This is a genomic window from Lysinibacillus sp. KCTC 33748, assembly GCF_002237755.1.
GTDB lineage: Bacteria > Bacillota > Bacilli > Bacillales_A > Planococcaceae > Lysinibacillus.
Genome location: NZ_MWSJ01000003.1, coordinates 20,790 through 41,648, shown reverse-complemented (window position 1 = coordinate 41,648; position 20,859 = coordinate 20,790). Strand labels below are relative to the sequence as shown.

Sequence of the window (20,859 nt, the reverse complement as noted above, 5' to 3'; positions counted from 1 at the left end):
GGTCACCTCGTCTCTTCAGATCTCTCTTGCGCACGTAATTGACCACACGCTGCTGCAATATCAGCACCTTGCTCTCGGCGGATCGTTACGTTAATACCATTCTTCTTTAATGTTTTTTCAAAGGCAAAAATTTGACTTCGAGATGTACGAACATAATCACGTTCTGGTACATAGTTTACAGGAATTAAGTTCACGTGGCATTTAATTCCTTTTATTAAAGCAGATAATTCTTCTGCAATTTCAACTGAATCATTTTCACCAGACATTAAACCATACTCAAAAGTAACACGTCTGCCTGTTTTTTTAGTATAGTATTGAACGGCTTCCATTAATTCATCTAACTTATAAGCACGTGCAATTGGCATTAGTTTTTGACGATTCTCTTGGTTTGGTGCGTGTAAGGAAACCGCAAAGTTAATTTGTAGCTGTTCATCAGCAAATTCATAAATTTTCGGAACTATTCCTGATGTTGATACAGTGATGTGACGAGCACCAATGTTTAACCCTTTTTCATGGTTGATGACTTTTAAGAAGTTCATCATCGCATCATAATTATCGAAAGGTTCTCCAATACCCATAATGACGATATGTGATACACGTTGGTCCACTTCATCTAAAGTCTGCTGTACTTTTACAACTTGCTCCACGATTTCCCCTGCTAATAAGTGTCGCTTTAAACCACCTAAAGTTGAGGCACAAAACGTACAGCCAATTCGGCAGCCTACTTGTGTTGTTACACAAACAGAGTTCCCATATTCATGACGCATTAATACAGTTTCAATAGAATAGCCGTCTTGTAATTGGAATAAAAACTTGATTGTACCATCTTTAGATTCCTGTTTAATAATTGTTGATAATGTCGTTAATGAAAAACTTGCTTCAAGCTTGTCACGTAATCCTTTTGAAAGGTTAGACATCTCTTCAAACGTTTTAACGCGTTTATTATAAAGCCAATCAAAAATTTGTGCTGCACGGAACGGTTTTTCACCATTTTCCTTTAACCATTCTTCTAGTTGTTTCGGCTGTAATGAGTATACCGATTCCTTTAAATTTGGTTTTTCTTTTTTTGCGCGTCGAACAGGCTTGTCTTCTGCTTCTTCAACTAAGTCGCTTATACGCTCATTAAATTTCTCTTGATCCACCATTAGTTGGATTCTCCTTTTTTACGAAAGGCGGCAACGAAGAAACCGTCACTGCCAAAGTCTTGTGGAAAGACTTGAAGCATGCCATTTGCTTGCTTTTCCGCTAATTTTGTTGGTAAAGATTCTAGTTGTATAGCTTCCATTTCTGGATGCGTTGATAAAAAGGCCTCTACAGTACCTTCATTCTCTCTTTTATCTACTGTACATGTACTGTACACAAGCTTGCCATCTATTTTCAATACTTTTGTTGCAGCATCTAATAGCGCCAATTGTATTTTTTGAAGGTTTTCTAAATCTTCTTCACGTTTTGTATATTTAATATCTGGCTTGCGGCGCATAACACCTAAACCACTACAAGGGGCATCGACTAAAATAGCGTCGTATGATTCTAGTTGTAGAAAATCCGGTGCCTTACGTCCGTCAATAGGAGCAGTCTCTACTATATCAATCCCTAGACGATCCGTATTATGGTCGATTAAATCTAATTTATGAGGGTGAAGGTCGGTCGCTAAAATCGAACCTTCATTCTTCATAATCTCAGCTATATGTGTAGTTTTTCCACCCGGCGCTGCACACATATCTAAAACGCGCATGCCAGGAGATGGATTTAACACATTTGCTGGAATCATGGAGCTTTCATCCTGAATAGTAATAAGCCCTTCTTGGAAAGCCTTTGTTCTAGCTGGCTGACCATTTGTTACATGTAAGCATTCAGGCATTAGATCGCTTTTTTTCGCTGTTAAACCTTCCGCTTCTATACTGGCAATCGCTTGATCGACGCTTGCTTTCGTCGTATTTACACGGACAGTTTGCACTGGAGGTATATTATTTTCATGTAACATTTGAGCCGCTACTTCAATACCATAGTTATCGGCAAAGCGTTGTACTAACCACTCCGGATGACTCGTTTCAATAGCAAGGCGCTCAATCGGATCTTTAATGTCATCAGTAGAAGCTACACCTTGACGTAAAATAGATCGCAAAACACCATTGACCATTGAAGCTATCCCTTTGTGACCTCGACGCTTAGCAATTTCGACAGCCTCATTCACCGCAGCATGAGGTGGTATACGTGTTAAATAATGCATTTGATATAAAGATAAACGTAAAAGCCAGCGCACCCCATGATCTACTGAACCACGAATAAATGGCTCTAAATAGTAATCAAGTGTCATTTTATATTGGAGAGTGCCATACGTAATTTCTGTTAAAAGCGCACGATCCTTCGCTTCAATTTTATGTCGCTTAATCGTTTCGTTTAAAAGCAAATTACTATAGGCTTGATTTTTATCTACTGCTAACAGAATAGAAAGTGCGGCGTCACGCACATTTCCATCCCAAATTACTACACTTTTTTTACTCATTTAAATTGGTCCCCAATCTGTAATTTAGAACCTGTACCACGTAAATAATCCTCTGCTGTCATACGTTTTTTACCAGCTGGTTGTACATCATACAGGGCAAGTGTTGTACCATTTCCTGAAGCAACTTCAAAATGATCCTTTGAAATCGCAACGACTGTGCCAGGAACAGTATCATGCTTTGAGTTACCAACCTGTGCCCACCAAATTTTAAAGTTGCCATCTTCAAATGTTGTATAGGCAACTGGCCACGGGTGAAGACCACGCACTTGATTGTATAAAGTAGTAGCATCCTTTGTCCAATCGATACGTTCTTGCTCACGTGAAATATTGCTTGCAAAGGTTACTTGTGCTTCATCCTGCACTGTACGGTTATTTGTTCCATTTATAATAGAAGGAAGTGTAGCTTTTAATAAATCAGAGCCTACAGCACTTAGTTTATCAAATAGTCCACCTGTATGATCTTCCTGTTCAATTGGGATAGCCTTTTGGGAAATGATATCACCAGCATCTAGCTTTTGCGCCATATACATAATCGTTACACCTGTTTCTTTTTCACCATCAATAACCGCTTGGTGAATAGGTGCCCCACCACGATACTTCGGTAAAAGTGACGCATGGACATTAATACAACCAAGCGGTGGTGCATCTAGCAATTCTTTCGGTAAAATTTGTCCAAAAGCAGCTGTTACGACTAGGTCTGGCTGTAAATCAATAATTTGCTGTAATTCTTCAGAACCACGTAGCTTTTCAGGCTGAATAACAGGTAAACCTAACTCCATCGCTGCTGCTTTTACAGGAGGTGGTGTTAACACACGCTTGCGTCCAACTGGACGATCTGGTTGTGTAACTACAGCTTTAATATCAAAACCTTCATGATGTAGCATACGCAAAATTGGCGCGGAGAAATCAGGTGTCCCCATAAAAATAATTGAAGTCATATTATTCCTCCTCTTCAGCGTACATTGCTTCAAGCTCTTCTTCAGTTAAAATGCGTTTAATTTTCGAATCAAATAGCACGCCATCTAAATGGTCGATTTCATGTAAAATTGCTCGTGCATCAAAGCCTCCCGCTTCTAACTCATATACACGCCCTTCACGATCACATGCTTCAATCTTCACATAATCAGGTCGTTCAACTTCACCGTATAATCCCGGGAAGCTTAAGCAGCCTTCAATATCTACTTCAGCTCCATCCGTTTCAATAACAGTTGGATTAATCATTTCTAAAACATCTCGTTCTTCGCCAAGCTCGACAATTGCAACACGTAATCCTACATTTATTTGAGGTGCTGCAATACCAACGCCATCGTATTCAACCATTGTGTCATATAAATCATCTAGTAATGTAATAATTTCTTCATTAATTTCTGTTACTTCCGCGCATGGTGTTGATAATACCTTTGCTGGATGTTCTACAACTTTTTTAATTGCCATGTTATGTTCCTCATTTCTATATTTAAGGCTTATTCTTTATCTAATTGTAACGCTACATCATAATGTGGGGTTGATTTCCGTTCCGGCTAGGCGCTTTGTTGCTGCCGCTTCGCTTCGTTGCAGGGTCTCGGGCCGACAGATGTTTTTTGCGCGAAAGCGTAGTGCTAACGTAGCGGCGGCAGCAGGATATTGGTCACGGAGGCGTTATCACAGGATGTGATGCTCTTAGCCTCCGTTCCTCTATCGCTAATCCCCGAGGAGTCGCCCAGCCTCCACTCAACTTATCCCCATGACATACGTTTCAACAAAAAGCTATGCTCAAATTTAGGCGATTTTGAATCATTTTATATAGTTGACGGATCTAAATCTACCGTCATTAAAATACCCTGTTTTATCCATTCCGAGCGATACATGGCAAGAAGCCGTTGTAATACTGGAATGAGATTTGGTTCAATTTTATATTTTATCAAACATTGATAACGATATCTATTTTGGAGACGGCTGATGCTAGCAGTCGTTGGACCTATAATGGCAACTCGGTCTGATAAATTTCCCTTTAGCCAATCTGCCGCACGTCCAGCATACTCTGCAGCCATCATGACATCTTCATGAGATATTTGAACAAGCGCTACATAATAATACGGTGGATAGCTAGAGCGACGACGTAAAAACATTTCACGTTCGTAAAACGGTTCGTAATCTTGAATTTTTGCTAACTCAATTGCATAATGCTCTGGTGTATACGATTGAATAATAACCTCACCATGCTTATCATGACGTCCCGCTCTACCACTAACCTGCGTTAATAGCTGGAATGTACGCTCTGCTGCACGGTAATCGGGCAGATGCAGAGATGTATCAGCACTAAGTACACCAACAAGCGTAATATTAGGAAAATCAAGACCTTTAGCAATCATTTGCGTACCTAATAAAATATCTGCCTGTCCTTCCCCAAACGCCTGCAAAATTTCTTCATGTGCACCTTTTTGCTTGGTTGTATCAACATCCATTCGGAGAACCCTTGCCTCAGGAAATAGCTTATAAATTTCTTCCTCGACTTTTTGCGTTCCCGTTCCAAAATAACGTATATGCTCACTCTGGCATTGTGGACATATTTGAGGAACACGCTCGTCATAACCGCAATAATGACATTTTAATTTCTCTGTTGTCCGATGATATGTTAACGAGATGTCACAGTTCGGACATTGTACAACCGTTCCACAATCACGACAAAGCACAAAAGAAGAATAGCCACGACGATTTAAAAACATGACCATCTGTTCATTTTTCTCTAGTCTTACACGTATTGCATCAACAAGTTGCTCGGAAAACATGGAACGATTTCCATTTTGAAGCTCCTCTCGCATATCCGCAATAAAAACTGTCGGTAATGCTTGATGCAAAGCACGTTGTTTTAATGATAGCAATCCATACACGCCCTTCTTTGCTCTCGCAAATGATTCCAGTCCAGGCGTTGCACTGCCTAAAATAACAGGACATTTGTAAAATTCACTTCGCCATATTGCCACATCTCTAGCGTGATAACGTGGGGAATCTTCTTGCTTGTATGTTGTTTCATGCTCTTCATCTAAAATGATAAGACCTATATTTGTAAAAGGTGCGAAAATTGCCGAACGAGCTCCAACAACAACGCTTACCTTACCTTGTTGAATTTTACGCCATTCATCATACTTTTCACCGACAGATAAGCCACTATGCATGACAGCTACCATCTCACCAAAACGACTACGAAAACGCTCTGTCATTTGAGGTGTTAATGATATTTCAGGTACTAGCATAATGGCTTCCTTACCTTCATCTAACACCTTTTGAATTGCTTGCAAATAAATCTCCGTTTTACCACTCCCGGTAACGCCGTGTAGTAAAAAAGTTTTCGCAGTTTGTTCTTCCATCGATCCAGTAATAGCCTTTAATGCTATGTGCTGCTCTTCCGTCAATTGTAAAGATTGAGTACGAGAAACCTCCTTCGTAAAGGGATCTCGATACACCTCTTCTTGTATAAAGTGAGCGGCTCCTTTTTCGATAACTGACTGTAATACCGTGGAAGATGCACCTGTTTCCTCGTAGATTTTTTGCGGCAAAAGAACCTCTCCAAGGTGTTTGCCCATCCATTCAATCAACTGGCGCTGTTTGGCTGCTCTCGTTGCACCTTCCATAGCCTTGTCGATATCTTGCTGAAGATCGGAAATTTTGACCATACGCACTTCTTTTACATTTCCTTGCTGCTTCACAACATTTTCAATTTTTACGATTTTATCAGTTATAAGCTGCTTTAATAAAGGAAGTAATTCAGCACGTTCGAATTCTTTGAAATTAACCTGTTGTCGCTTGCCAAAAATAGCATTAACCTCATCTGGTAAAACATCTTTTTCCGCTTGTAGCGTGATGATTTTTTCATACTTCGCCCGAAGCGCTGACGGAAGCATAACCTGTAAGGCATCAATTTCATAGCAAATCGTTTCGTTTTTCAGCCATTTAGCCATTAACAGCATTTCTTCGGTCAATACAGGCTCAATATCTAAAATTTGTGCAATAGACTTTATTTTGTTAGATGGTACATCTGTTTCATTTTTTAATCCGACTACAAAGCCGAGAACATTTCTTGGCCCAAACGGTACTTTTACACGACAGCCCATCTCTATAACATGTGCCCATTCTGTAGGAACTTCATAGTCAAACGGACGATCTACATGGTAAGTCGAAACATCCACTATAACTTCTGCAATCAAAAAACTCATTGCCTCTCACCCTGTAATATATATGTCCAAAATGCTTGGGCAAATTGCTTGGCATCTGTCGCATCCCACATTTGACCATTTACTTCTGCCGTGTCACTAAAATCAATCCACTTGTCTGACATAATTGTTACCATCGGTTCACCTATAACCTTTTGTCCAAAAGTTATTGCGGTCATTCCTTCTACGGATAATATCGGTGCCTCTTCAGTTGTAGGCGTATTTGCTGCATGGATAAAAAATGCGGATGGATATTGTTTTTTATAATCCTCAAGCTGTTCAAAAAGCTTATACACGCTTGTTGCTTTCTCATCTAGTAGGATTACATTTGCTCCAAGTGCTTGTGCCTCTTTAGCTATCGCCTGTCCAATTCTACTATTCGACTGTGTGCTAATAACATGACGCTCATCTAATGGTACATAAAACGCTCCAGCTGTGACCACTACTGTTTTACTAGCTAACGGCTTTGCTTTCTCTGAAAAAAAATCTTGAACGATTGCTGTTATTTTTTCAGGTTCTTCTAAACGACCTTTACCAACATAGCCACATGCCAAAAATCCTTCTGAAGGCTCAATAAATTGATAGCCATCAGATTGTAGCTGAGCCAAATTCCGTTTTACCGCTGGATGGTCATACATATGTACATTCATCGCAGGTGCAAGCCATACAGGACCAGTTGCTGCAAGCAAGGTCGTCGTTACCATATCGTCCGCAATTCCATTTGCCAGCTTCCCTATAACATTTGCAGTAGCTGGTGCAACTAAAATTAAATCTGCCCAATCTGCCAAATCAATATGGGCAATAACACTTGAATCCTTTTCATCAAAAGTATCGAAAAAAACATCATTTTTGGACATAACTTGAAAGCTCAATGGATTTACAAATTGTCTTGCTGATGCTGTCATGATGACCTTTACATTTGCCCCAGCCTGAGATAGCTTGCTAACTAGAGCGACAGCCTTATAAACCGCTATACCACCTGAAACACAAAGTAAAATATTTTTATTCATGCACAATCGTCCTTTCAAATGATAAGCTCCCAAAGGAAAATTCCTCGGGAGCTCTCGGCATTCTGTATAATCAAAAATCCACTGCAGACGTTAACATTTTCGCAAAAGCTTATTTACATTAATGTTAGATTTCGTCTTCGTACACAGTTGACTCATCCTGTGATACCTTCGTAAGTACACCTGCCGCTACTTCTTCAAGTGCTTTCCCTACGTACTTATGAGAAACATACTTGTGTAAACGTTCAGTGTCTTGTTCCTCTTGCATTTGACGAGCACGTTTAGATGCTAAACTCACTAACGAGTATTTTGAATCGATTTCTTTTTTTAATGTATCTACTGATGGGTATAACATAGATTTATTCTCCTCTCAACATTGACAAGTATCTTTTTTCAACACGTTCTCTACGACAATGCTCGGCTTTAATAATCGCATTTATACGATCACAAGCATTTGTCACTTCATCATTTTCAACTACGTAATCATAAAGGCTCATCATTTCAAGCTCTTCACTTGCAGTTGCTATACGTTTTGCAATAACCTCTGCTGTTTCCGTCCCGCGACCAACTAAACGGTCCTTTAATTCCGTTAAGCTTGGTGGGGCTAAGAAAATAAATAAGGCATCTGGTGCCTTTTGGCGGATTTGTGCAGCACCTTGCACTTCGATTTCCAAAAACACATCACGCCCTGCATCCAGTGTTTCATTTACGTAGGCTAACGGTGTTCCGTAATAATTCCCTACAAATTCAGCATGCTCCAATAAGCCACCCTGTTCAATCAACGTTTCAAATTCTTCACGCTTCTTGAAAAAATAGTCTACACCATCTACTTCACCTTCGCGAGGATTTCGTGTTGTCATCGAGATGGAATACTCATAATTCGTATTCGGCTGAGAAAATAATTCTTTTCGCACTGTCCCTTTACCTACACCAGATGGGCCAGACAGAACAATTAATAATCCACGTTCTTTTATCATTTATTCTCTATATCTCCCTTAATTTATAACAGATACATGCAAGCTATTCGATATTTTGAACTTGCTCGCGCATCTTTTCTAAAATTGTTTTCGCCTGAACTACCGCAATGGCCGCCTCTGTTGATTGATTTTTTGACCCAATCGTATTGATCTCGCGGTGTATTTCCTGCATTAAAAAGTCTAATTTACGGCCAACCGAAATCGTTTCTTGTAATGTTTCTTCTAGTTGATTAAAGTGACTATCTAATCGGTCCAATTCTTCGGTGATGTCCACACGTTCTGCAAATATCGCTACTTCGGCAAGTAGGCGATCTTCTAACAATGCTCCGTTCGCCACTTCAGTAACTCGTTCCAATAATCGGGTACGATATTTTTCTACAGCTAGGGAAGCACAAGAACGAATCTGGTTCACTTGTTCTTTTAACTGTTCTTTATATTGTACAACAACATCATGCAATTCTTGCCCTTCACGCTCACGCATTTGAATGAGCTGTTCCAGTGCTTGCATAATAGCCTTTTCAACAACACAAAGTAAATCCTCAGGTGTAAGCTGTGGCTTTTCCTGTACAAGCGCTTGTTCAAGCGATAGTAGCTCTTGCATCGTCCATTTTTCTTCTAGTGGTACTTTATTTGCTAATTGCTCTTTTGCCTTACGATACGCTTCAATTAATGACCAATTAATTTCAATAGATTGCTCGACGTTATCTAAGTCCTTAACATAAACCATCACATCAATTTTGCCACGTGACAAAGCTTTCGAAATTAATTTCTTTGCGAAAATTTCTGCTTCAAGCCATTCTTTCGGGAATTTCGCATTAATTTCTAAAAATCGATGGTTGACCGAGCGCATTTCTACTGTTAATTGAAAGTCTCTTGTTGTTGTGACACCTCTGCCAAAACCAGTCATACTACGCACCAAGGTTCGTCACACCCTTCTTTGCATACTGGGATTATTATAACATAAGCTCTGTCATTTATGACGTAAAAAAATAGATCAATTTCGCCTTGGCGTAATTGTTGCTGTCGCTTCGCTTTCGCACAGATAAACAATGCGTCCGTATTTTGAATTGTGCCCAGGCCTGCACGACGCAGGTCAGTTAGCCGTTTTCGCAGGATGCGAAGGTTTTAGGCTAACATCCTTTATTCATTCCTTTCAATATCCGTGACATCCGCCGGAGGCTCTATCTTCATTCAGCAAGTGTTTTTTTGTAGCGAAAGCGAAGCGCCAGCTACAGGTGTTTGGACTTTCACTGAAAAGGAACCACATCCGCATTCATCTCACCGCCTTCAGAGGTGAGAATTTTCTGCTGAATGAAGATAGAGCAAAAGCTAATTCTACCACAATTGAAGCTATATTTTAATATTCACCTAAAAAATGCTATGATAAACATAAGAAAAAACTCATTAGCAAAGCTTAGAGATGGCATTTGTTAAAATGTATGCCATGTCTAGAAGTTGATTAAAGTGAAGAACAGGCGACTCCTCAGGGATCGGCGATAGAGGAACGCGAGTGAAGCGGCTCATCGGACGCCCCCAGGAAGCTCTGCTCTGCGCGAAAGCGTAGCGGCAAGCTGGAACGGAAATCAACCACACAACATGGTAGAAAAGCCTGCTACTCTATAGCAGTGACTACTACACGAAATTTAGAGTGCAAAGCTAATACACCATTAAAATAATAAATACGAAAGACCAAGGATGCTTATATCGTTGGAAAGAGGAATTCACATGGCATTTGACGGCTTATTTACTTATTCAATGACAGCCGACCTACAACAATTAGTAACAGGTCGAATTACTAAAATACATCAACCAAACGCTCAAGAGGTTGTTCTACATATTCGTGCAAACGGAAGCAATCATAAATTACTTTTTTCGATTCATTCTTCATACGCACGTGTTCACCTTACTGAGCATTCTATTGAAAATCCAGCAGAACCCCCAATGTTTTGTATGCTGTTGAGAAAGCATATAGAGGGTGGTTTTATTTCTTCTATTAAACAGCACGATTTTGATCGTATTATAATAGTAGAAATCGAAAGTAAAAATGAAATTGGCGACCCGATTGTAAGGGAGTTACATGCTGAAATTATGGGCCGTCACAGTAACCTATTATTAATAGATAAAGAGCAGGGAAAAATAGTCGACAGCTTAAAGCATTTACCACCATCCGTAAATAGCTTCCGTACAGTATTACCTGGTCAACCTTATATCGCACCACCCGCACAAAATAAATGGCACCCTTTAGCAGTATCCGACGAACAAATTACACTATTTTTCTCAGAACCAAAAACGGCTAAGGAAATTGTTTCACAATTTACAGGTTTCTCACCTATACATGCTGAGGAATTATTATTCAGATTTACAGACACAGATGATCGTGTAATTTGCTTTAAAAATTTTATAGCTTCCTTTACTAATGGTGAGGCAAAGCCAATGTATGTAGTCGCTAATAATAAAACTTACTTCTCCCCAATCGCTCTAACTCATTTACAAGGAGATGTAACGATTTATCCGAATGTCCATGAGCTACTTGACCGCGTATTCTTTGCTCGAGCTGAGCGTGATCGTGTCAAACAGCAGGCTGGTGATTTGGAACGATGGTTGCAAAATGAAATTGACAAACTTATATTAAAAACTAAAAAGTTAAATAAAGACTACGAACGCGCATCAAAGTTAGATCAGTTCCAATTATATGGGGAGTTACTGATGGCGAATGTTTACGCGTTTGAAAAAGGTGTAAAGGAAGTAACTGTCACTAACTATTATAGCGAATCTGGAGATGAAGAAATCACCATTCCAGTGAGTGAACGTAAAACACCTATTGAAAATGCTCAAAGCTATTACACTAAATACACAAAAGCAAAAAATGCCCTTATTATGGTACAAGAACAGTTAGAAAAAACGAAGGAAGAAATAGCTTATTTTGAAATGCTTGCTCAGCAAGTACAACAAGCTGCTCCTGGAGATATTGAAGAAATTCGCGAAGAATTAGCAGAACAAGGTTACTTGAAATTACGTCATGCAAGAAAAAAGAAAAAACAAACGAAACCAGAGCCTGAACGTTATGTCTCTTCTACAGGTGTAGCGATTTCTGTTGGGAAAAATAACAAACAAAATGACATGCTTACATTTAAAATTGCTAAGCGTACAGATACCTGGTTGCATACGAAGGATATTCCTGGCTCACATGTTGTCATCCATACAAGTGAACCTGACGAAACAACATTACGAGAAGCCGCAACGCTTGCTGCCTATTTTTCAAAAGCAAGAGACTCTTCCTCTGTTCCAGTAGATTACACAGAAATACGTCAAGTAAAAAAACCAAATGGTGCTAAACCTGGTTTTGTTATTTACTTTGAACAAAAAACTTTATACATCGATCCAGATGAAGCTGTCATTTTACAATTAAAAAAACAGTCTTAATAGTTGGAATACGATACGAATTGTATCGTATTCCTTTTTAATGGCGATGACCACGTAATCTGGACTATACATCTATTAATTCCCCTTTTAACTTGATTGACTTTATAGCTATTGTTTCCTATTGTAATAACGCTAAAAAACTCGTGAATAATCCGAACTGTTTATTCCGAGCGTTATTGACTTCCTCCTCTCTTAATGGCTAAATTTAAATAAACTATAAATGGTATTTTAGAAAGGGCGTATTTCTATGTCTGTAGGTAAAAAATTAAGCTTTGGATTTATCACCATCATCCTGACCTTAATTATTTCATTAGTAATTATGTTTATTCAATTCTCAAATATTGATAAGAAGGTAGAAAATGCGCTAGAAAATCGTGTAGCTCTAGTAGAATTAGCTAATAATATTCAAACTGCTCGAGCAATGCAAGGTCTTTACATTCGGGCAATACTCATCGAAGACTCAGCAGCTAATAAAGATAACTTTACAAAGTATGCTAAAATGCTAGATTCGTATGTAATTGAGACGATGGAAAAATCTGATTCATCCGAAATGGAGACTTATGCAAAAGATTTAAATACATATAATGAAGCTTTTAACAAAGCCGCTGAAGAAGCACTAGCACTTTATGATGCCAAAAAATTAAAAGAAGCAATACAAAAAGTTAATGGAGATGTCCAACAAGCAAATACAGGTTTGTTAGCAGTATCAGAGAAAATTGTAAGTTATCAAAAAAATCAACTTGATATTGTCACGAAAGAATCTAAAGAAGCAGTATCAAATTCACAAATAATCTCAATCATTGCTATCATCATTGGTGTAATACTTGGAATATCCTTAATGTTTTATGTACAGCGTACAATTTCACGACCTTTAAAATCCGTCGTTCTTGCTGCCAATAATATTGCGAATGGTGAATTATATCATCAAGATATTTCCCATCAATCTAAAGATGAAATTGGACAGCTATCTACAGCATTTAACGTAATGAAAAGTAGCCTACGAGGTTTATTAACACATATTCAAGGTAATGCGGAACATTTATCAGCTTCTGCGGAAGAACTATCCGCTTCTATCGAAGAGATTTCTGCTTCTGCTGATGAAATTACTGTACGAATTAACGGGACGGCAAATACGGCATCTACTGCTACAATTGCTGCCAATGAGAGTGCACATGCTATGGATGAAACAGCCGTAGGTGTACAGCGAATAGCAGAGGCTACTCAACAACTCCACCAAAACGCAGTGACAACAACTGAATTGGCGAATAACGGTAATAGTACAGTTGATGAGGCTCAACAACAAATGAACGTGATTTATGATTCTACACAAACGATTAACAATCTCGTTCAAAAATTAAGTAAGCAATCAGAAGAAATAGGCAATATTACTACAGTCATTACAGCCATTACAGATCAAACGAATTTATTAGCGTTAAACGCTGCAATCGAAGCGGCACGTGCAGGTGAACATGGCAAAGGCTTCGCTGTCGTAGCTGACGAAGTTCGCAAGCTAGCAGAAGAATCAAAGCAATCAGCCAATCAAATTGTTACCTTAACACAAGAAATCCAGGAAGATACCCAAAATGTAGAAAAAGCTGTCGAAGATGGGCTACAATCTGTTACAGATGGTGTAAAAATCATTGGGGATGCTGGCAACTCTTTTGAAGCAATCGTAAAAGCGATCAATATGATGACAAATCAAATAGAAGACATTTCAGCTACTTCTGAAGAAATCTCTGCAAGCGCTGAGCAAGTAGCAGCTTCTGTTTCAGAAATTGCTCATGGTGCTTCTTCTAGTGCTGCTAATACACAGATCATAGCCGAAGCTAGTGAAGAACAAGCAGCAACAATGCAACAAATAAATCACGTTGCTACAGATTTAAGTGAAAAATCCTCAGACTTACAAACCCAAATTAATCAGTTTAAGCTTTAAACATTCAAGCAGAGAGTTCTTTATTCTCTGCTTGTTTTTGTCCCTAGTTCGCATTTCTGATCAAAAGCGTGAGTGTAACGAGAGGACAACAGTAGAGACTAATATCGTTTAGCACTTAGGTAACCCCCTACTTACTTAAGAAATCGTCCACCTATAACTGTTGATTCTAATTACTTCACTGTTTATTTTTAGGAAAATCTCCATTTAGCAATTAAAATATGGTAGGATTAACCACGTATATAGACGAAGTAATTTCCTACGCATTAAGTTCTACTTACGTAATTTTTAGTAACTATATGTAGAAGCTTTCCTCCTAAGCAAGACAAATGGACTTCTCCATAAAACAACAGCATAAAAGTAATGATAATTATGTATTTTTTTCATTTAGTATGAATTCAACCCTACACACATATAATTGATTCCATGCAACGTTTTATTTATACAATATTGAATATACAAGTAATGTGTAAATTATTTCAAAAAAACATATTTGCATTAACCAACGTACATTTATTCTTTAAGAGCGGCACATTTTGTCATATATATACTCTTCTTCTTCTTTGTTCTCTCTTATACCGGATATTCTTAAAAAAATACAAAACAAGTTTCTTATATATCATTAATAGATAAAAATATTCATCTTTCGAGATTATAATTTGCAAAAAAACACCTTCCCAAGAATCAAAATTACTCGATTTTGCGATAATTTTCTACAAATCCACACAAACCACTCATAGCACACCCCTGTGACTTTTGACTCATTTTTACTATAACAATATTATTATCTAAACAATACGAATATTCGGTATAGTAAGTAATTTCTATATTTTTATTTTATTTTTGATATTCAGAACGAATTAATATCAAATTTTTGTTATGAAAGCGCTTTTATTCTTTAGTGTGATGAATAGAAAAAATTTATTATCTTCTTAAATGTCAGATAATACTATATAAATTTGAATCTTTTTTATTTTGTACACAATGATTTTTTGGTATATTAAATAAGAGCTTCACAAAAGGCTTAAAATTATATAAGGGGGATTCACATGATTAAAAACAAAAAGTTTTTATTATTAACTGTCCTTGCAGTATTCTCACTGGTATTAGCTGCATGTGGCTTCGGCGGTGGTGATTCGTCTGATAATTCTTCATCTTCAGACGGCAAAAAAGATTCTGGTTCAAAAGCTAAAGAAATTAACTTAGCAATCACTTCAGAACCACCATCTTTACACCCACAACTTGCAACAGATACTACATCTAGCGCAATCTTAATTAACGTTCTTGAAGGTCTGACTGTTTCAGACATTGAGGGTAAACCTACTCCAGGTATGGCTGAGAAATGGACTATAAGTGAAGATAAAAAGACTTATACGTTCAATTTACGTGATGCAAAATGGTCAAATGGTGATCCAGTTGTAGCAGGTGACTTCGAATATTCTTGGAAATGGGCGCTAAATCCAGAAAATCTTTCTGAGTATGCTTCTATTTTCTACCCAATTAAAGGGGCTCAAGCATACAACGAAGGAAAAGGTTCTATTGATGCTGTTGGTATCAAAGCTGAAGATGACAAAACTTTAGTCGTTACTTTAGAAAATCCAACTCCGTATTTCTTAGAATTAACAGGATTCAAAACTTATTTACCAGTTAACCAAAAAGTGACTGAAGCTAATAAAGAATGGTACACAGACGCAGGTGAAAACTTCGTAACAAATGGACCTTATAAATTAAGCGATTGGAAACATAATGAATCTATCGTTCTTGCAAAAAATGCAGATTATTGGGATGCATCAAATGTTGATGTTGATACTGTAAATATTGATATGGTTGAAAAAGAAGCAACTGTTGCTACTAAGTATAAAGGTGGCGAGCTTGACTATATCGGTGCACCATTCCAAACAGTAGATCTTAATGCAATTGATGGGTTCAAAAAAGATAAATCTTTAAGAATCAAAGACCAAGCATCTATTTATTGGTACAAATTCAATACAAAAGACAAAGTTATGTCTAACGCAAATATCCGTAAAGCTCTTACTCTAGCAATCGATCGTCAAAAACTTATTGATAACGTAACTAAAGGTGAGCAAAAACCGGCTACAGGTATGGTTCCTATAGCAGTTCCTAATTTTGAAGATGACCGTGGTTACATGAAAGATAACGATGTTGAAGGAGCAAAAGCTGCTCTTGAAGCTGGTATGAAAGAACTTGGCATTAAAGATGCTAAAGATATTCAAGTAAATATTTCATTCAACACTTCTGAAGCGCATGCTGCAATCGCTCAATATATTCAAGAAGAATGGAAAACAAAACTTGGTATTACTTCTCAGTTAGATAATTCAGAATGGCAAGTTTATCTAGAAAAAATCAACACTGGTGACTACCAAGTAGCTCGTATGGGTTGGGTAGCTGACTATCTAGACGCATATACATTCCTTGAAATGTTCGATACGGCTAAAAACGGTAATAACGATACAGGTTGGGAAAGCGCTGAATACAAAGGCTTCTTAGATAAAGCTATTGCTGAAGTAGATGAAGCTAAACGTATTGACTACTTAAAACAAGCAGAAGCAGTCATTATGAAGGAACTTCCAGTTGCACCTATTTACTACTACACTAACTTGTCAGTAGTTAAAGATGGTATCGAAAACTTAGATCCAAATCCAACTGGTGATATTCATCTTAAATATGTAAAGATGAAATAATAATTTCTTTTTAAGCTCTAAGCGGAGAGCTGCCTCGTGGCCACTTCGGCGCGAGTCAGCTCTTTTTAAAATACGAAGGCACTTATTTGTCAGATAATTGACAAGTAGAAGGAGGAGTTTTATGTGATTAAATATATTTTGAAAAGGCTGATGTATATACTTCTCGCGCTTTTCGTCATCGTAACGGCTACGTTTTTCCTTTTGCGTCTTGCTCCTGGTAACCCATTTGCATCTGAACGTAATTTCCCTCCTCAAATAGAGGAAAAGTTAAACGAAACGTATGGATTAAATAACCCTTGGTATATTCAGTACAAAGATTATTTAATCGATGCGGCCACTTTTGATTTCGGTGAATCTATGAAATATAAAGCGCGTTCTACTAATGATATGATTGCAGAAGGCTTCCCGGTATCTTTAACTTTAGGGATTGAAGCTATGCTGCTAGCTATTGGATTTGGTGTATTAATCGGTGTAGTGGCAGCGCTTTATCATAATAAGTTCCCAGATTATTTGGCAACGACCTTTGCGGTGCTCGGAATTTCCGTTCCATCTTTCATTTTAGCTGGACTCATGCAGTATTTCCTTGCATACAAACTCCAGTTATTCCCGATTAGTGGATGGAAAGGCTTTAGTTATAGTATATTGCCAGCCTTAGCTATTGCATTTTCGCATATGGGCTTTATCGCTAAACTGACACGTTCAAGTATGCTTGAACAAAACAATAGCGATTATGTAAAAATGGCTCGTGCAAAAGGTTTAGGCAAATGGACAGTCGTCTTCCGCCATACTTTACGCAACGCCCTTTTACCAGTTGTTACCCATTTAGGTCCATTAACAGCCGGTGTTGTTACAGGAAGCTTCATTGTAGAGCAAATTTTTGCGGTTCCTGGTTTAGGTAAGCACTTTGTACAAAGTATTACGAACCGTGACTATACAGTTGTTATGGGGACAACCGTGTTCTACGCAATCATTCTTTTATTTGCGGTATTCATCGTAGATATTTTATATAGTGTAATCGATCCGCGAATTAAGCTGAAAGGAGCGAAAAAGTAATGACACAACAACAAATCGAAAAAGATAAGTTTAAAATCGTTGGCGGAAATCATGAAGCAACTGATAAATTAGCTGATAAATCTGTCTCCTTTTGGAAAGAAGTATTTCTTCGTTTTTCCCATAATAAAATGGCGATTTTTGGCTTAATCGCTTTAATAGGTATTGTTTTAATGGCTACCTTTGTGCCAATGTTTTCACAATACCACTATAGTGAGCAATTAGGTTCGTATAATGCTCCACCATCGGCAGAATTTTGGTTTGGTACAGATGATTTAGGTCGAGACATTTTCGTTCGAGTATGGGCTGGCGCTCGTATTTCTTTACTCATCGGTTTTGCTGCTGCCATTATTGATTTGATTATTGGCGTATTATGGGGAAGTATTTCTGGTTTAGCAGGCGGTCGTGTTGATAATATAATGATGCGTATTGCAGATGTTCTAACAGCTATACCTTATCTTTTAGTTGTTATTGTACTTTTAGTAGTATTAAAACCAGGTATTGTACCAATGATTATCGCATTATCTATTACAGGTTGGATTCAAATGGCTCGTATTGTTCGCGGTGAAGTTTTAGCTATTAAGAACCAAGAATATGTACTTGCTGCACGTACTTTAGGTGCACGCACAGGGCATTTAATTTTAAAACATTTAGTGCCAAATGCACTTGGTGTAATTTTAGTAACAATGACATTAACAGTACCATCCGCTATTTTTACAGAGTCTTTCCTTAGTTATTTAGGGCTTGGAGTTCCTGCTCCACTTGCATCTTGGGGAACAATGGCTTCTGAAGGTAATGGTGCAATTGCAAATGCTCCTTGGCGTTTAATATTCCCTGCATTGTTCATTTCACTAACAATCTTTGCGTTTAACGCAGTTGGTGACGGCTTACGTGATGCATTAGATCCAAAACTACGTAAATAAGGAGGTGGCCGAAAATGAGTAAAACAATTTTAGAAGTAAAAGACTTAAAAATAAACTTTAAAACGTACGCAGGACTTGTTCATGCTGTTCGTGGTGTAAACTTTGACTTAAAAGAAGGTGAAACACTAGCTATCGTTGGTGAATCCGGTTCTGGTAAGAGTGTTACGAGTAACGCATTGATGAAACTAATTCCACAGCCACCTGGTATTTATGAGTCAGGACAAATTTTATTTAACGGTCGTGATTTGGTTCCTTTAAGTGATAAAGAAATGTCAAAAGTACGCGGAAATGAAATTGCAATGATTTTCCAAGATCCAATGACAAGCTTAAACCCGACGATGAAGGTCGGACGTCAAATAACTGAAGTTATTTTACAACATAAAAAAGTATCAAGAGCTGAGGCTAAAAAACGTGCAATCGAACTTTTAACGCAGGTAGGTATCCCCTTCCCTGAAAAACGTTATAACCAATACCCGCATGAATTTTCAGGCGGTATGCGTCAACGTGTTGTTATTGCCATCGCACTTGCAGCTGATCCAAAGCTTCTAATTGCCGATGAACCAACAACAGCGTTAGACGTTACAATTCAAGCGCAAATTTTAGAGCTAATGAAAGAAATCCAAAAAAATTCGAAAACATCTATCATTTTCATTACTCACGATTTAGGCGTCGTTGCAAACATTGCCGACCGAGTTGCAGTTATGTATGCAGGTCAAATCGTCGAATATGGTACTGTTAATGATATTTTCTATAATCCTAAGCATCCATATACATGGGGGCTGCTTGGTTCAATGCCAGACTTAGATAACGATACTGATGAGCTACTACGCACGATTCCTGGTTCACCACCAGATCTTACTAACCCTCCAAAGGGCGATGCGTTTGCCGCTCGTAACGAATTTGCAATGGCTATTGACTATGAGCAAGAACCACCGATGTTCCAAGTAAGTGAAACACACTTTGCAAAAACTTGGTTGATGCATCCTGACGCACCAAAAATCCCGCTTCCTGATGCGGTTGCTAAACGTATTGAAGGATATTTAGCAAAGGAGGCACATTCAGATGACTAAATCAGGCACAAAAAAAATTCTTGAAATTAAAAATTTAAAGCAGCATTTTGGTTCAGCAGGTAACCCTATTAAAGCTGTCGATGGTATTAGCTTCGATGTATACGAAGGTGAGACACTTGGTCTTGTTGGAGAATCCGGCTGTGGTAAATCGACAACTGGTCGTTCCATTATCCGCCTGTACGACATTACAGATGGTGAAATTATTTTCGATGGTGAAAGCGTCCAAGGGAAAAAATCTAAAAATGATTTAAAGAAATTTAATCGTGAAATGCAAATGATTTTCCAAGATCCATACGCTTCATTAAATCCGCGTATGACAGCTGGAGAAATTATTAGTGAAGGCTTTACGATTCACGGTCTCTACAAAGATAAAAAAGAGCGTCGTGAAAAAGTTAATCAGCTGTTAGAGGCTGTTGGCTTAAACAAAGAGCACGCAAACCGTTATGCACACGAATTCTCTGGCGGCCAACGTCAACGTATTGGAATTGCTCGTGCGCTTAGCTTAGATCCTAAGTTTATTATCGCCGATGAACCGATATCAGCACTTGACGTATCGATCCAAGCGCAAGTTGTTAACTTATTAAAGCAACTACAAAAAGAACGTGGCCTAACATATCTTTTCATTGCCCATGACTTATCGATGGTTAAGTATATCAGCGACCGTATCGCTGTTATGTACCGTGGTAAAATTATGGAAATCGGTAAAGCAGATGATATTTACAATCACCCTGTTCATCCGTATACAAAATCATTATTATCAGCAATTCCACTTCCTGATCCATTGTCAGAAAAACGCCGTCAACGTATTCCGTACAAGCATACGGAAGTTGACGATAGCGCATCTTACCACGAAGTAGGCGAGCAGCATTACGTTTATGGTACTGCCGATCTTGTGAAAACTTGGATTGCTAGTCGATAATAACTTACAAATCCACCCATTAGTATTTTCCAATGGGCGGATTTTTTTGTTTCATAGAATGGACTATTTTAATAGATATTAATTATGCTTGATAATAATGCTACGTTAATTTTTATTATGGCTGTCATTTGGTTTTACCTTTTCTGCCATATGTTACGCCTA

Annotated in this window: 16 protein-coding genes; 7 read left to right on the top strand and 9 right to left on the bottom strand. The window is 38.2% G+C overall.

Annotated elements, in window-relative coordinates; translation table 11 throughout:
- Positions 1-2 precede the first annotated feature (2 nt).
- The 9 genes from rlmN to B1B04_RS05880 form a co-directional block, all read right to left on the bottom strand.
- Positions 3-1,145, bottom strand: a complete 1,143-nt coding sequence (gene rlmN, locus B1B04_RS05920; RefSeq protein ID WP_094075075.1) for a dual-specificity RNA methyltransferase RlmN — start codon at positions 1,143-1,145, stop codon at positions 3-5.
- Positions 1,145-2,506 (bottom strand): 16S rRNA (cytosine(967)-C(5))-methyltransferase RsmB, encoded by a 1,362-nt coding sequence (rsmB, locus tag B1B04_RS05915; RefSeq protein WP_079560411.1) that lies wholly within the window; start codon positions 2,504-2,506, stop codon positions 1,145-1,147. Before rsmB ends, rlmN begins: the two co-directional genes overlap by 1 nt.
- A complete protein-coding gene (gene fmt, locus B1B04_RS05910) occupies positions 2,503-3,444 on the bottom strand; it encodes a methionyl-tRNA formyltransferase (protein ID WP_079560410.1) in 942 nt (313 codons plus the stop codon). Before fmt ends, rsmB begins: the two co-directional genes overlap by 4 nt.
- 1 nt (position 3,445) lies before the next feature.
- A complete protein-coding gene (gene def / locus B1B04_RS05905) occupies positions 3,446-3,940 on the bottom strand; it encodes a peptide deformylase (RefSeq protein WP_079560409.1) in 495 nt (164 codons plus the stop codon).
- A 344-nt stretch (positions 3,941-4,284) separates the two neighbouring features.
- Positions 4,285-6,699, bottom strand: a complete 2,415-nt coding sequence (gene priA / locus B1B04_RS05900) for a primosomal protein N' (protein ID WP_079560408.1) — start codon at positions 6,697-6,699, stop codon at positions 4,285-4,287.
- Positions 6,696-7,706, bottom strand: coding sequence for a bifunctional phosphopantothenoylcysteine decarboxylase/phosphopantothenate--cysteine ligase CoaBC (gene coaBC / locus B1B04_RS05895; RefSeq protein ID WP_079560407.1), 1,011 nt, complete (start codon positions 7,704-7,706; stop codon positions 6,696-6,698). The genes priA and coaBC overlap by 4 nt, the downstream gene beginning before the upstream one ends.
- A gap of 124 nt (positions 7,707-7,830) precedes the next feature.
- Complete coding sequence (gene rpoZ, locus B1B04_RS05890; RefSeq protein WP_053483349.1) at positions 7,831-8,058, bottom strand: DNA-directed RNA polymerase subunit omega; 228 nt, start codon at positions 8,056-8,058, stop codon at positions 7,831-7,833.
- Between the two features lie 4 nt (positions 8,059-8,062).
- Positions 8,063-8,680, bottom strand: coding sequence for a guanylate kinase (gene gmk, locus B1B04_RS05885; protein WP_079560406.1), 618 nt, complete (start codon positions 8,678-8,680; stop codon positions 8,063-8,065).
- A gap of 43 nt (positions 8,681-8,723) precedes the next feature.
- A complete protein-coding gene (locus B1B04_RS05880; protein WP_079560405.1) occupies positions 8,724-9,599 on the bottom strand; it encodes a YicC/YloC family endoribonuclease in 876 nt (291 codons plus the stop codon).
- An 806-nt stretch (positions 9,600-10,405) separates the two neighbouring features.
- Between B1B04_RS05880 and B1B04_RS05875 the strand changes: the two genes are divergently transcribed.
- From B1B04_RS05875 to B1B04_RS05845, 7 genes are all read left to right on the top strand, one after another.
- Positions 10,406-12,103, top strand: coding sequence for an Rqc2 family fibronectin-binding protein (locus B1B04_RS05875; RefSeq protein WP_079560404.1), 1,698 nt, complete (start codon positions 10,406-10,408; stop codon positions 12,101-12,103).
- A gap of 247 nt (positions 12,104-12,350) precedes the next feature.
- A complete protein-coding gene (locus tag B1B04_RS05870) occupies positions 12,351-14,036 on the top strand; it encodes a methyl-accepting chemotaxis protein (protein ID WP_079560403.1) in 1,686 nt (561 codons plus the stop codon).
- 1,046 nt (positions 14,037-15,082) lie between these two features.
- Positions 15,083-16,735 (top strand): peptide ABC transporter substrate-binding protein, encoded by a 1,653-nt coding sequence (locus B1B04_RS05865; RefSeq protein ID WP_079560402.1) that lies wholly within the window; start codon positions 15,083-15,085, stop codon positions 16,733-16,735.
- Positions 16,736-16,858: 123 nt separating this feature from the next.
- Entirely contained in the window at positions 16,859-17,788 is a 930-nt protein-coding gene (locus B1B04_RS05860; RefSeq protein ID WP_079560401.1) for an ABC transporter permease, read from the top strand.
- On the top strand, positions 17,788-18,708 hold the full coding sequence (locus B1B04_RS05855; protein ID WP_079560400.1) for an ABC transporter permease: 921 nt from the start codon (positions 17,788-17,790) through the stop codon (positions 18,706-18,708). The genes B1B04_RS05860 and B1B04_RS05855 overlap by 1 nt, the downstream gene beginning before the upstream one ends.
- Before the next feature lie 14 nt (positions 18,709-18,722).
- Positions 18,723-19,778 carry an ABC transporter ATP-binding protein gene (locus tag B1B04_RS05850; protein WP_079560399.1) on the top strand — a complete coding sequence of 352 codons (1,056 nt, stop codon included), beginning with the start codon at positions 18,723-18,725 and terminating at the stop codon, positions 19,776-19,778.
- On the top strand, positions 19,771-20,697 hold the full coding sequence (locus B1B04_RS05845; RefSeq protein WP_079560398.1) for an ABC transporter ATP-binding protein: 927 nt from the start codon (positions 19,771-19,773) through the stop codon (positions 20,695-20,697). The genes B1B04_RS05850 and B1B04_RS05845 overlap by 8 nt, the downstream gene beginning before the upstream one ends.
- Positions 20,698-20,859: the final 162 nt, after the last annotated feature.